The organism is Arthrobacter sp. Y3221160, assembly GCF_059092585.1.
The window spans coordinates 38,571-51,116 of sequence record NZ_JBNHHU010000002.1 but is presented as its reverse complement, the minus strand read 5'-3'; the positions used below and the strand labels follow the sequence as shown (position 1 = coordinate 51,116).

At 68.1% G+C, this 12,546-nt stretch carries 12 protein-coding genes; 11 read left to right on the top strand and 1 reads right to left on the bottom strand.

The window, feature by feature from the left end; all coding sequences use genetic code 11:
• Position 1: 1 nt before the first annotated feature.
• The 5 genes from AC5RWG_RS13245 (at position 2) to AC5RWG_RS13225 (ending at position 6,351) form a co-directional block, all read left to right on the top strand.
• Positions 2-1,693: a ribonuclease J gene (locus AC5RWG_RS13245; protein ID WP_494026356.1), complete on the top strand. Its 1,692-nt coding sequence runs from the start codon at positions 2-4 to the stop codon at positions 1,691-1,693.
• 75 nt (positions 1,694-1,768) lie between these two features.
• Positions 1,769-4,624, top strand: coding sequence for an FtsK/SpoIIIE family DNA translocase (locus AC5RWG_RS13240; protein ID WP_494167137.1), 2,856 nt, complete (start codon positions 1,769-1,771; stop codon positions 4,622-4,624).
• A 64-nt stretch (positions 4,625-4,688) separates the two neighbouring features.
• Positions 4,689-5,294 carry a CDP-diacylglycerol--glycerol-3-phosphate 3-phosphatidyltransferase gene (gene pgsA, locus AC5RWG_RS13235; protein ID WP_494167136.1) on the top strand — a complete coding sequence of 202 codons (606 nt, stop codon included), beginning with the start codon at positions 4,689-4,691 and terminating at the stop codon, positions 5,292-5,294.
• Positions 5,291-5,818, top strand: a complete 528-nt coding sequence (locus AC5RWG_RS13230; RefSeq protein WP_494026353.1) for a CinA family protein — start codon at positions 5,291-5,293, stop codon at positions 5,816-5,818. The genes pgsA and AC5RWG_RS13230 overlap by 4 nt, the downstream gene beginning before the upstream one ends.
• Before the next feature lie 95 nt (positions 5,819-5,913).
• Entirely contained in the window at positions 5,914-6,351 is a 438-nt protein-coding gene (locus tag AC5RWG_RS13225) for a helix-turn-helix domain-containing protein (RefSeq protein WP_493977754.1), read from the top strand.
• A gap of 102 nt (positions 6,352-6,453) precedes the next feature.
• Here the strand turns inward: AC5RWG_RS13225 and AC5RWG_RS13220 are convergent, their stop codons facing one another.
• The gene (locus tag AC5RWG_RS13220) at positions 6,454-6,936 is read right to left on the bottom strand and encodes a MarR family winged helix-turn-helix transcriptional regulator (protein ID WP_493977755.1); all 483 of its coding nucleotides are present in this window, start codon (positions 6,934-6,936) and stop codon (positions 6,454-6,456) included.
• Positions 6,937-7,066: 130 nt separating this feature from the next.
• On the opposite strand from AC5RWG_RS13220, the gene AC5RWG_RS13215 reads away from it, so the two are divergent.
• The 6 genes from AC5RWG_RS13215 (at position 7,067) to miaA (ending at position 12,538) form a co-directional block, all read left to right on the top strand.
• Entirely contained in the window at positions 7,067-7,288 is a 222-nt protein-coding gene (locus tag AC5RWG_RS13215; protein ID WP_494002400.1) for a DUF3046 domain-containing protein, read from the top strand.
• Between the two features lie 193 nt (positions 7,289-7,481).
• Positions 7,482-8,534 (top strand): recombinase RecA, encoded by a 1,053-nt coding sequence (gene recA, locus AC5RWG_RS13210; protein ID WP_494002399.1) that lies wholly within the window; start codon positions 7,482-7,484, stop codon positions 8,532-8,534.
• An 81-nt stretch (positions 8,535-8,615) separates the two neighbouring features.
• Positions 8,616-9,092, top strand: coding sequence for a regulatory protein RecX (locus AC5RWG_RS13205; protein ID WP_494014169.1), 477 nt, complete (start codon positions 8,616-8,618; stop codon positions 9,090-9,092).
• A gap of 57 nt (positions 9,093-9,149) precedes the next feature.
• Positions 9,150-10,031 (top strand): hypothetical protein, encoded by an 882-nt coding sequence (locus tag AC5RWG_RS13200; RefSeq protein WP_494167135.1) that lies wholly within the window; start codon positions 9,150-9,152, stop codon positions 10,029-10,031.
• A 54-nt stretch (positions 10,032-10,085) separates the two neighbouring features.
• A complete protein-coding gene (gene miaB / locus AC5RWG_RS13195; RefSeq protein ID WP_494158014.1) occupies positions 10,086-11,603 on the top strand; it encodes a tRNA (N6-isopentenyl adenosine(37)-C2)-methylthiotransferase MiaB in 1,518 nt (505 codons plus the stop codon).
• Positions 11,604-11,608: 5 nt separating this feature from the next.
• Positions 11,609-12,538, top strand: coding sequence for a tRNA (adenosine(37)-N6)-dimethylallyltransferase MiaA (miaA, locus tag AC5RWG_RS13190; RefSeq protein WP_494102391.1), 930 nt, complete (start codon positions 11,609-11,611; stop codon positions 12,536-12,538).
• Positions 12,539-12,546 lie beyond the last annotated feature (8 nt).

The following is a 12,546-nucleotide window of genomic DNA, read 5'->3' as shown; positions in this document are numbered from 1 at the left end:
GATGAGCGAGTCCACCATCACCCAGTTGCGCACGCCGCCGCTGCTTGAACCGGGGACGCTCCGGATCGTTCCGCTCGGCGGGCTCGGGGAAATCGGCCGCAACATGGCGGTCTTCGAGATCGACTCCAGGCTGCTGGTGGTTGACTGCGGCGTGCTGTTCCCGGAAGAGCACCAGCCGGGGGTGGACCTGATCCTGCCGGACTTCTCGTACATCGAGGACCGGCTCGACGACGTCGTCGGGGTGGTCCTGACCCACGGGCACGAAGACCACATCGGCGCCGTCCCGTACCTGCTGCGGATGCGGCAGGACATCCCGCTGATCGGTTCCCAGCTGACCCTGGCCCTGGTCGAGGCGAAGCTGGCCGAGCACCGGATCAAACCGCAGACCCTCACCGTCGCGGAGGGCCAGATCGAGCAGTTCGGTCCCTTCGAATGCGAATTCGTGGCGGTCAACCACTCGATCCCGGACGCCTTGGCGGTCTTCATCCGCACCGCGGCCGGCACCGTGCTGCACACCGGCGACTTCAAGATGGACCAGTTGCCGCTGGACGGACGCATCACGGACCTGCGCGCGTTCGCCCGGCTGGGGGAGGAGGGCGTGGATCTCTTCATGGCCGACTCCACGAACGCCGACGTCCCCGGCTTCACCACGGCCGAGAAGGAAATCGGCCCGGTGCTGGAGCGCCTGTTCGGGCAGGTGCAAAAACGCATCATCGTCGCCTCGTTCGCGTCCCACGTGCACCGCGTGCAGCAGGTGCTCGACGCCGCCGCGGCCCACGGCCGGCATGTGGCGTTCGTCGGCCGCTCCATGGTGCGGAACATGGGCATCGCCGCCAAACTGGGCTACCTGAACGTTCCCGAGGGCATCCTCGTGGACCTGAAAAACGTTGAGGACTTCCCGGACGACCGGATCGTGCTGATGTCCACCGGGTCGCAAGGCGAGCCGATGGCGGCGCTGTCGCGGATGGCCAACGGCGACCACCGTGTGCAGGTCGGCGCGGGGGACACGGTGATCCTGGCGTCGTCGTTGATCCCGGGCAACGAGAACGCCGTCTTCCGGGTGATCAACGGCCTGCTCAAGCTTGGCGCCGACGTCATCCACAAGGGCAACGCCAAGGTACATGTGTCCGGCCACGCCGCGGCCGGGGAACTGCTGTACTGCTACAACATCCTGCGGCCCAAAAACGCCCTCCCGGTGCACGGCGAGACCCGCCACCTGATTGCAAACGGGCGGCTGGCCGAGCAAACCGGCGTGCCCGCCGGGAACGTGCTGCTCGCGGACGACGGATCGGTGATCGACCTGAAGGACGGCACGGCCCGGATTGTCGGCCAGATCGAATGCGGCTACGTGTATGTGGACGGATCCAGCATCGGTGAAATCACCGACGCCGACCTCAAGGACCGCCGGATCCTGGGCGAGGAGGGCTTCATCTCCGTCATCACCGTGGTCAACCGCAGCACCGGCCAGATCGTCTCCGGTCCCGAAATCCATGCGCGCGGGTTCGCCGAGGACGATTCGGTGTTCGACGACATCAAACCCAGGATCATCGCCGCCCTCGAAGAAGCCGTGGTCACCAACATGGACCACACGACCTACCAGCTGCAGCAGGTCGTGCGCCGGGTGATCGGCACGTGGGTGAACAAACGGCACCGCCGCCGGCCGATGATCGTTCCCGTGGTCCTGGAGGCCTGATCCCGCACCCGGCGCAGCCGATCCGCCGGAGCCAAATCCCGCGGATCACGCCGGGCAGCCGGTAACCTAGCCACTATGGCGACTCGTACTTCCCCTGCCCGAAAAGGCACCCAGCAGTCGCGCGGTAAGGCTACAGGCACCACTGCGCGCTCCTCCTCGGGGCGTTCCAGCAAGACCAAGGTGCTCGAGGTGCAGCCCCAGGAAGAGCAACTGCCGCTGCTGGCCCGGCTGATCCAGGGGCTGTGGATGGCCGTGGCGCGTCCGGTGGCCGCGGGCGTCCGGAAGCTGGGCCCCGATGTGCGGCCCGACCCCGCACTGCGCCGCGACGGCACCGGCTTCTTCCTGCTGCTGCTGGCCGGCTGCGTGGCCACCGTCGAGTGGTGGGCGCTCGACGGCTGGTTCGGAGACGCCGTGCACGCCATGGCCGGCGGGACCTTCGGCTGGATGGCGCTGGTGCTGCCCGTGCTGCTGGTGATCATGGCCGTGCGCCTGATGCGCTGCCCGGAGGACTCTCCCGCCAACAGCCGCATCTCCATCGGCCTTATCCTGGCGCTGGCGTCCGGTTCCGGGCTGGCCCACGTGATCGGCGGCCAGCCCGCCCTCGCCGACGGCTTCGATGCCTTGTGGGCGGCCGGCGGCATGGCCGGGTTCCTGCTTGCCGCGCCGCTGGCAGCGGTCAACACCTGGCTGGCGGTGTCGTTCTACGCACTGCTGGCCTTCACCAGCATCCTGATCGTGACCGCCACGCCGTTCCGCCACATACCCATGCGCCTGCGGATGCTCTACGAACACCTGATGGGCCAGGACCCGTCGGCAGAAGCCGGGTACCGGCCGGCCGCCGACGGGCATGACCAGAGCTACCTCTACGCCGACGACGCCCCGGCCAAGGAACCCAAGCCGCGGCGCAAGCTCTTCGGCAAGCGCAAGGCCGAAGAGACCGACAGCGGCGAGGACGAGGGTTTCTTCTTCGACGAGGCGTTCGAAACACCGGTGATCGAGGCCGGGGAGCCGGAGGAAGAAGCCGGAACGGAGCAGGCGGCACCGGCCGTGCCGCCGGGAGTGCGCAGGCCCACCCAGGCCGAGCTCGCCGTCGAAAAAATCAAGCGCAACCAGGGGCTGGTACCGGAAGGCGCCACCGAGGCGCTGCCGGTGCTGCCTGCCGCCGCGCCGGCGGCAGCGGCCCCCATCGTCCCGTCCACCCCGGTCCAGCCGCAGCCGCCGACCACCCCGATCCCGCAGCGCACCGAGCAGTTGCAGCTGGCCGGCGACGTCGCCTACACCCTGCCGCCCTCGGATTTCCTCCCGCCTGGCCCGCCCTCGAAGGAACGCTCGGAGGCCAACGACGCCGTCGTCAAGGCGCTGACCGAGACGCTGGACCAGTTCAAGGTGGACGCGAAGGTCACCGGCTTCTCCCGCGGTCCGACGGTGACCCGCTACGAAATCGAGCTGGCGCCGGGCACCAAGGTCGAACGTGTCACCGCGCTGTCCAAGAACATCTCCTACGCCGTGGCCAGTTCGGACGTGCGCATCCTCTCGCCGATCCCCGGCAAATCGGCCATCGGCATCGAGATCCCGAATACCGACCGCGAAACGGTCTCCCTGGGCGACGTGCTCAGGTCCAACAACGCCCGCAAGACCGAGCACCCAATGGTCATGGGCGTGGGCAAGGACGTCGAGGGCGGCTTCGTGCTGGCCAACCTGGCCAAGATGCCGCACCTGCTCGTCGCCGGCGCTACCGGCGCGGGCAAGTCTTCGTTCGTGAACTCGATGATCACCTCGATCCTGATGCGCTCGACGCCGGACGAGGTGCGGATGGTCATGGTGGACCCCAAGCGCGTGGAACTGACCGCGTACGAGGGCGTGCCGCATCTGATCACGCCGATCATCACCAATCCGAAGAAGGCGGCTGAGGCGCTGCAGTGGGTGGTCCGGGAGATGGACACCCGCTACGACGACCTCGCCAACTTCGGCTACAAGCACATCGATGATTTCAACAAGGCCGTGCGCAACGGGAAGGTTGTGCCGCCGGCCGGGTCCAAGCGCGTGATCAAGCCCTACCCGTACCTGCTGGTGATCGTGGACGAGCTCGCCGACCTGATGATGGTCGCCCCGCGGGACGTCGAGGACTCCATCGTCCGCATCACCCAGCTCGCCCGCGCCGCCGGCATCCACCTGGTGCTGGCCACCCAGCGGCCGTCGGTGGACGTGGTGACCGGCCTGATCAAGGCCAACGTGCCGTCGCGGATGGCGTTCGCCACCTCGTCGGTGACCGACTCCCGCGTGGTGCTCGACCAGCCCGGCGCGGAGAAGCTCATCGGCCAGGGCGACGCCTTGTTCCTGCCGATGGGCGCCAACAAGCCCATCCGCGTCCAGGGCGCCTGGGTCTCCGAATCGGAAATCCACAAGGTCGTGGAACATGTCAAGGGACAGCTGCAGGCCGTCTACCGGGACGACGTCGCCGTCGAGGCGCCGAAGAAGCAGATCGACGACGACATCGGTGACGACCTGGACGTGCTGCTGCAGGCGACCGAACTCGTGGTCACCACGCAGTTCGGCTCGACGTCGATGCTGCAGCGGAAGCTGCGCGTGGGCTTCGCCAAGGCCGGCCGCCTGATGGACCTGCTGGAGTCCAGGGGCGTGGTCGGCCCGTCCGAGGGCTCGAAGGCACGCGACGTGCTGGTCAAGCCGGACGACCTGGCCGCGACGCTTGCCGCCATCCGTGGCGATGAGCCGCCGGCGGCCGCCCCGGCCGCGGCGGGCGAGGCCGATCCGCTGACGGAGGCGCTGGCGGAGAACGCCAACGCGAACCACGGCTTCGAGGGCCCGCGTGACCTGGTCGCCGAAGACCTGGCCTCCCGGCCGCAGGCGGAGGACTACTACGACGACGACGATTCAGGGTCCGAGGACGCCTGGAGCCTGACCGGGCGCTGAGGCGGGTGCCGCGTGCCCGCCGGCGGCGGCCGAAGGGCCACGGCGGGCGGGTAGCCTTGAAACCGTGACTGATTCAGTGTCCCGCCCCGTGCCCCTGCTCAATATCGCCAACGTCCTCACCACCGTGCGGATCCTGCTGGTCCCGTTTTTCATCTGGTTCCTGCTGGCCGACGCCGGGGCAGGGCAGGTGTTCCGCTGGCTGGCCGTGGCGGTGTTTGCCGTCGCGATCTACACCGACAAGCTTGACGGCGACCTGGCGCGGTCCCGGGGCCTGATCACCAACTTCGGCAAGATAGCCGACCCGATCGCCGACAAACTCCTGATCGGTGCGGCCCTGATCCTCCTGTCGGTGCTGGGCGACCTGCCGTGGTGGATCACCGTCGTCATCCTGGTCCGGGAGCTGGGCATCACCCTGCTGCGTTTCGTTGTCATCCGCTACGGCGTCATGCCGGCCTCGCGCGGCGGCAAGTTGAAGACCGTGCTGCAAACCATGGCGATCTTCCTGTACCTCCTGCCGCTGGAGGCGTGGCTCGGATCCTGGGCCGTCTGGGTCGCCTTTGCCGTCATGGCGGTCGCCGTCGTCGTCACCGTCGCAACAGGCATCGACTACGTGGTCAAGGCAGTGGCGCTGCGCCGTGCCGCCCTCGCGAAGCCGCAGGGCCGGCCGTGAGCACGCCCGCCTCCGTGGTCGTAGGGGCCGCCATCGCCCGGAAGGTGACCTTGGCCACGGCCGAATCACTGACGGCGGGAATGGTGGCTGCGGAACTGGCCACCGTTCCGGGAGCTTCGGGCGCGCTCCGCGGCGGCGTGGTGTCCTACCAGAGCCGGATCAAGACGGCGGTGCTCGGCGTCGACGCGAACCTGCTCGAGCGCGAGGGCGCGGTCACGGAAGCGGTCGCCTGCCAGATGGCAGACGGCGCCAGGCGCGTGTTGCAGGCCGACATCGCGGTATCCACGACCGGGGTGGCGGGACCGGAACCGCACGGGGGACGGGACGTGGGAACCGTGTGGATCGGCGTGGCCTCTCCGAAAGGCACGCGCGCCGTCGGATACCGTTTCGAGGGGGACCGCGCCCGCATCCGGCGGTTGGCGTGTGACGCGGCCATCGAGCAACTGGGCCTCGCGATGGCCGCGATTCCCGGTCCCGCCGGCACCGGAGATTCGGGCCCGGGAACAAAAACTTTGATTCAGTAGTTATCAAAGGGTGTCAGCAACTGTTACGTTGTTGGCCTAGGCTTGGAAGACAGCGGCGCGAGCCGCATACCTCATGAGGGAGCAAGGCGATACAGATGGTAAAGCAGCCCGTGTCCGTAAACGGTGTAGTCCGTTGGCGTGATGTGGGATTGGCCGAAGAACCGCGCACGGAGCAGAAGGAGCGCAAGATGGTGGTGCTACGACACGAGATTGGCGACGTCCTCCGCGATGTCCGGCAGCGTCAGGGACGCACCCTTCGAGAAGTGTCGCACAGCGCCCGCGTCTCCCTCGGATACCTGAGCGAAGTTGAACGCGGCCAGAAGGAAGCATCGTCGGAACTCCTGTCCTCGATCTGCTCGGCCCTGGACGTTCCCCTGTCGCACATGCTCCGCGAAGTCAGCGACCGGGTCGCGGACGCCGAGGGCGTCGTCATTCCCGACACCGTTCCGCAGGAACTGTCCCGGGAATTTGTCGGGGCCATTCCCGACGAGCTGCCGGACGAGCTGCGCGGACTGGCTTCCGCCCGCTACTGACCCGAAAACCTGAACCGGCCGGTTCCGCCCCGTGGCGGACCGGCCGGTTTTTGTTGTGCCCGCCGATGCCACGCCGCGCCTCTCGTCCCGGAGGTTGTGCCGCTAGTGGACGGGCGGCTCGTTGGCGTACGAAGCGTTCAGCCGGTCCAGCAGTTGTCCCAGCGTGGACAGGTCCTCGACGGACCAGTCGCCAAGCCGCTCGTGGAAGGCGACTTTGCGGGCGGCCTGTGCCTCGGCCAGCTTTTCCAGCCCGGCCGGAGTCAAGGTGATGGATTGGGCCCGTCCGTCCAGTGGATCAGCCTCCTTGCCAACCAGTCCCAACTGCTCCAGCATGGCGATCTGGCGGCTGACGGAGGGTTTGCCCACCCCGATGGCGGCCGCCAGTTCGGTCAGGCGCATGGAGCGCTCCCGCTGCAGGATCAACAGCAGTCCGTAAGCGGCAGGTTCCATGTCCGGGTGGACGTTTCGTGCCACCCGGTGCGAATTCGCCCTGGCCCGCCGCCAGAGCAGGCTCAGCTGCCGTTCCAGTGCTTCGATGGCCGCATCGAACCCTGCATCTGCGCTGCCTGTGGCGTGGTCTGTCATGGGCTCATTGTAATGAGCAGCATGCACACGCAGGGCAACGGCGGCCTGACGCGCCGTACCCTTATTCCGACGGCGCCGAATCTCCGTCCGGCCCGGTTGAGGCCGGACGGACACGTGAGAAGATGGACGCGTGCGAACCAGTGACTTCTGGCGGTTGATGGACGATGAATTCGGTCCCGCATACTCGCATGTCCTGGCTGCCGACCTGGTGCTGGGTCAACTCGGGGGCCGTACCGCGGCCGAAGCGCTGGCCGCGGGAATCCCGCCCAAAACCGTGTGGCTGGCCCTCTGCGATGTCCAGGACGTTCCGCCCGAGCGGCGCTGGGGCAAGGACCGCGAGCCGCGCGGCTGAACAGACACGCCGCGCCCAACGCCGATATGTTCGAAAGTGTGTTCGGATCCCGCTAAGCTTCTACACAGACCCCCGAGTGGACGGATCATCCACACGCTCCGCTGCCGATCCCATTTTGTCCGAACCGGCGGTTACGGTCGGAAGACGTCAAGACAAAAAATGGCCCGAGGGCCGCAAGAGACTGAGGTGAACAATGGCCGCACCAGCTGACCGCGAGAAGGCACTGGAAGCTGCGCTGGCGCAGATCGACAAGCAGTTCGGCAAGGGGTCGGTGATGCGGCTCGGCGACGACACGCGCGCCCCGATCGAAACGATCTCCACCAGCTCGATCGCCTTGGACGCTGCCCTGGGGATCGGCGGCCTGCCGCGGGGCCGCGTGGTGGAAATTTACGGTCCGGAATCTTCCGGCAAGACCACCGTGGCGCTCCATGCCGTGGCCAGCGCCCAGCGCAACGGCGGCATCGCAGCCTTCATCGACGCCGAGCACGCGCTGGACCCGGAATACGCCAAGAAGCTCGGGGTGGACACCGACGCCCTGCTGGTGTCGCAGCCGGATACCGGCGAGCAGGCCCTGGAAATCATGGACATGCTGATCGGCTCCGGCTCGCTGGACATCATCGTGATCGACTCCGTCGCAGCCCTCGTGCCCCGCGCGGAGATCGAGGGCGAAATGGGCGACAGCCACGTGGGCCTCCAGGCGCGCCTCATGAGCCAGGCCCTGCGAAAGATCACCGGGCGGCTCAACCAGTCCAAGACCACGGCCATCTTCATCAACCAGCTGCGCGAAAAGATCGGCGTGTTCTTCGGCAGCCCGGAGACCACCACCGGCGGTAAGGCGCTGAAGTTCTATGCCTCCGTGCGCATCGACGTGCGCCGCATCGAGACCCTGAAAGACGGCGCCAACCCGGTGGGCAACCGTACCCGCGCCAAGATCGTCAAGAACAAGATGGCTCCGCCCTTCAAGCAGGCCGAGTTCGACATTCTGTACGGTCACGGCATTTCCCGCGAGGGCGGCCTGATCGACATGGGCGTGGAACATGCGCTGGTCAAGAAGTCGGGCGCCTGGTTCACCTACGACGGCGACCAGCTGGGCCAAGGCAAGGAGAACGCCCGCAAGTTCCTGATCGACAACCCGGACCTGGCCGATGAGCTGGAGCGCAAAATCCGGCAGAAGCTCGGGATCGACCCCGTTCCGGACAGCGGAGAAGAAGGCGGACCGAAGCTCAAGGCAGTCGACGGATTCTAGGTGGCCCGCAGGCACGGTCCGGCCGCCGGGCCAACGCCGGGCAGTCCGGCCGACCTGGCGCCCGAGGCGGATCCTCATGCGGTGGCACGCTCGATTGTGCTGGGCGCGCTGACACGGTCCCCGAAAAGCCGCGCGCAGCTGGCCGCAAAGCTGGCTGAGCGCGGCGTCCCGGACGACGTCGCCGAGGCGGTGCTCGACCGATTCGAAGAGGTCAATCTCATTGACGACGCCGGGTTCGCCGAAATGTGGGTGCGCAGCCGCTCCCAGACCCGCTCCTTGGCGCGCGCTGCCCTCAAGCGGGAACTCGGGGAGAAGGGCATTTCCGGCGACATCGCCGAGCAGGCACTTGACCAGCTATCGCCCGACGACGAGCTGGAAGCCGCGCGGGGACTCGTTCGCCGCAAGATCCGTCCCGACTGGGAACTGAACGACAGGTCGGCCAGGGATAAGCATCTGCGGCGGTTGGTTTCGATGCTGGCCCGGAAGGGCTATCCGCCCTCGCTGGCCTACCGGGTCGCCGACGAGGAACTCGGCACCGCCGCCAACCCCGAGTTCTGAGCGGCTCCGTTATGCAATTGAGACTTTCCGCGGTTTGGTCGGTATCATTGTGCGACTGTGAGCCCCTCGCAGAATCAACGACGCAAATCCACCCAGCTACGCAGGATCAACCGCAGGCGGCGCCGCCTCCGGATCGCGGCGGGGGTGACTCTCGGCTCTGTGGCCGCCCTCGGCGCAACCGGGGCAGCGGGCGCCCTCCACAACGGCCATAGCCCGTCCGCAGCGGTGGGATTCATCGCAGCCCCGGTGAAGCAGTTGATGGGGTGGAGCGACCCGGACGAGGGGCAGCGGCCGTTGGCGCGTGCGGCCCAGCGGCAGCAAACGGAGGAAGCGTCCACCGACGCAACCGCTCCGAAGGCCGCCCGGGCTCCGGAGGCGCGCACGGAAGAAAAGGAAACTGCCGCCGCACCGGCGCCCGAAACCCCTGCGGCAGAGCCCGCGGAGAAGGAAGCCTCCGGCCCGACGGATCCGGGGCAACACGGCGACGCCGGAGCGCAGGCGGGCGCGGCACGGGAGGGCGCGGCGACAGACCCAGCCGGTAATGCAGCTGCCGGACGCACGGCCGAAGAACAAACCGCACCGGGGGCAAGTGATCAGCAGGCTGCAGCCGGCGCGGCCGAAGAACAGGCACCGGCGGCCGGCGCGGCGGCAGACCAGGGCGGCTCATCGGCTCCTGCCGAGGCGCCCGCGACCGACTCGGAGCCGGCCGACGCCCGCACCGGAGCAGCAAGCCCGGCCCCCGGCTGGGGTGCCGGGGAATTGGCCTGCCTCGAAGAACTGTGGAACGAGGAGTCGGAAGGCAACGCCGGCGTTGAGAAATCGACCGACGGCGGGTACGTTTTCCGGATCCGGCTCGACCGCGGCCTGGATTACATCGAGTCCCGGTACGGTTCGCCGTGCCTGGCCCTGGACTTCCAGCTGGCCAATAACTGGTACTGATTTGCCGGCCCCGCGAATTGTGGCCGGTCCCGCTGCAGGCCGTACCCTTGTAAGGTGAGTTTGACTGCCCCAGCCCCGCCCATCGAGACGCAGCACGAAGCCCGCACCTACCAAGTGCGCACGTTCGGCTGCCAGATGAACGTACACGATTCCGAGCGGCTTGCCGGGCTCCTCGAAGCAGCCGGCATGGTCGAGTCCCAAGGCGGGCAGGCCGACGTCGTGGTGTTCAATACCTGTGCGGTGCGGGAGAACGCCGACAACAAGCTGTACGGCAACCTCGGCCAGCTCGCCCCCGTGAAGGAACGCAACCCCGGCATGCAGATCGCCGTCGGCGGCTGCCTGGCGCAGAAGGACCGGGAGACGATCCTCCAGAAGGCGCCCTGGGTCGACGTCGTGTTCGGCACCCACAACGTGGGCTCGCTTCCCGCCCTGCTGGAGCGTGCCCGGCACAACAACGAAGCGCAGCTGGAAATCCTCGAGTCGCTCGATGTCTTCCCCTCGACGCTGCCCACCAAGCGCGATGCGGTGTACTCCGGGTGGGTTTCCATCTCGGTCGGTTGCAACAACACCTGCACGTTCTGCATCGTGCCCTCGCTGCGCGGCAAGGAACGCGACCGCCGGCCGGGGGACATCCTGGCGGAGGTCCAGGCCCTCGTCGACGACGGCGCCATCGAGGTCACCCTGCTGGGGCAGAACGTGAACTCGTACGGCGTGGAATTCGGCGACCGCGGCGCCTTCGCGAAGCTGCTGCGGGCCTGCGGCAGCATCAGCGGCCTTGAGCGCGTCCGGTTCACCAGCCCGCACCCGGCGGCGTTTACTGACGACGTCATCGACGCCATGGCCGAAACGCCCAACGTCATGCCGCAGCTGCACATGCCGCTGCAGTCCGGGTCGGACAAGGTCCTGAAGGACATGCGCCGGTCCTACCGGTCTACCAAGTTCCTCGGCATCCTCGAAAAGGTCCGGGAACGGATCCCGCACGCCGCCATCTCCACCGACATCATCGTCGGATTTCCCGGGGAGACCGAGGAGGACTTCCAGGCCACGCTGGACGTGGTGGAACGGGCCCGCTTCGCCAGTGCCTTCACCTTCCAGTACTCCAAGCGGCCCGGCACGCCGGCCGCGGAACTGCCGGACCAGCTGCCCAAGGCCGTGGTGCAGGAACGCTACGAGCGCCTGATTGCCCTGCAGGACCGGATTGCCGCCGAAGAGAACGCCAAACAACTGGGCAGCCGGCTCGAGGTCATGGTGACCGCGCAGCAGGGACGCAAGGCGGAAGCGACCCACCGGCTCTCCGGGCGCGCCCGGGATCAGCGGCTGGTGCACTTTTCCGTGCCCGCGGGCGCGCCGGCGCCGCGGCCGGGCGATCTGGTCACGGTGACCGTCACCGAGGCGGCACCGTTCCACCTGATCGCCGACCCGGCATCCGAAGCGGACTACCAGCTGCGCCGCTCGCGCGCCGGGGACGCGTGGGACCGCTCCCAGGCGGATTCCTGTGCGGTTCCGGCCGCCGCGGGCAAGCCCTCCCAGGTGTCGCTGGGCATGCCCGCGCTGCCGGGCCGAACCGCCTGACGGCGATGCCGGTCCACCCCCAAGCGCCGCGCGGCCCGGCGGTCATCGCCGTCGTCGGTCCCACCGGCTCCGGAAAATCGGATCTCGCCGTCGCGCTGGCCCGGCGGCTGGGCGGGGAAGTGATCAACGCCGACGCCATGCAGTTTTACCGCGGCATGGACATCGGCACGGCCAAAATCGATCCGGCCGAGCGGCAAGGAATCGAGCACCACCTGCTGGACATCCTCGACGTGACGGAAGAGGCGAGTGTCTCTGCCTACCAACACCAGGCCAGGGAAGCGATCGACGCCGTGCACGGGCGGGGGCGCCGGGCCATCCTCGTCGGTGGTTCCGGACTGTATGTACGGGCCGCCCTGGATGCGATCGAGTTTCCGGGTACCGATCCGGCCCTGCGCCGCGGCCTCGAAGAAGAGCTGGAAAGGCTCGGCCTCGCAGCGATGCGGGAGCGGTTGCGGCAGGTCGACCCGGTGTCCGCCGGGCGGCTGGCCGACGCCCGCCGGGTCATCCGGGCGCTGGAAGTGCGGCAACTGACCGGGCGTCCGTTCAGCTCCTACATGCCGGAGCGGGAGTATGTCCGCCCAACCGTGCAGATCGGCCTCCGGGTGGACCGCGAGCGGCTTAAGCACCGCCTGGCCGGCCGCGTCCATACGATGGTGGAACGCGGGCTGCTGGAGGAAGTCGCGGCACTGGACCGGCGGGGCCTGCGCCAGGGCCGGACTGCCTCGCGCGCGCTCGGCTACGCCCAGTTCCTGAAGGTGGTCGACGGTGAATGGACCCGGGACGAGGCCGCCGAGGACACCATCGCCGCCACCCGCAAGTTCGCCCGGCGGCAGCTGACCTGGTTCCGCGCCGATCCGAGGATTCACTGGCTGGACTGGGAGGATCCGCTGGCGGCGGACAAGGCGGCAGCGCTCATCGCTAAGCTTGAGCCGTGAACAACCCC

Coding starts and splice junctions, on each gene's coding strand:
- AC5RWG_RS13245 (WP_494026356.1), top strand. CDS start 2: ATGAGCGAGTCCACCATCACCCAGTTGCGCACGCCGCCGCTGCTTGAA.
- AC5RWG_RS13225 (WP_493977754.1), top strand. CDS start 5,914: ATGGTAAAGCAGCCCGTGTCCGTAAACGGTGTAGTCCGTTGGCGTGAT.
- recA (WP_494002399.1), top strand. CDS start 7,482: ATGGCCGCACCAGCTGACCGCGAGAAGGCACTGGAAGCTGCGCTGGCG.
- AC5RWG_RS13220 (WP_493977755.1), bottom strand. CDS start 6,936: ATGACAGACCACGCCACAGGCAGCGCAGATGCAGGGTTCGATGCGGCC.
- miaA (WP_494102391.1), top strand. CDS start 11,609: ATGCCGGTCCACCCCCAAGCGCCGCGCGGCCCGGCGGTCATCGCCGTC.
- AC5RWG_RS13240 (WP_494167137.1), top strand. CDS start 1,769: ATGGCGACTCGTACTTCCCCTGCCCGAAAAGGCACCCAGCAGTCGCGC.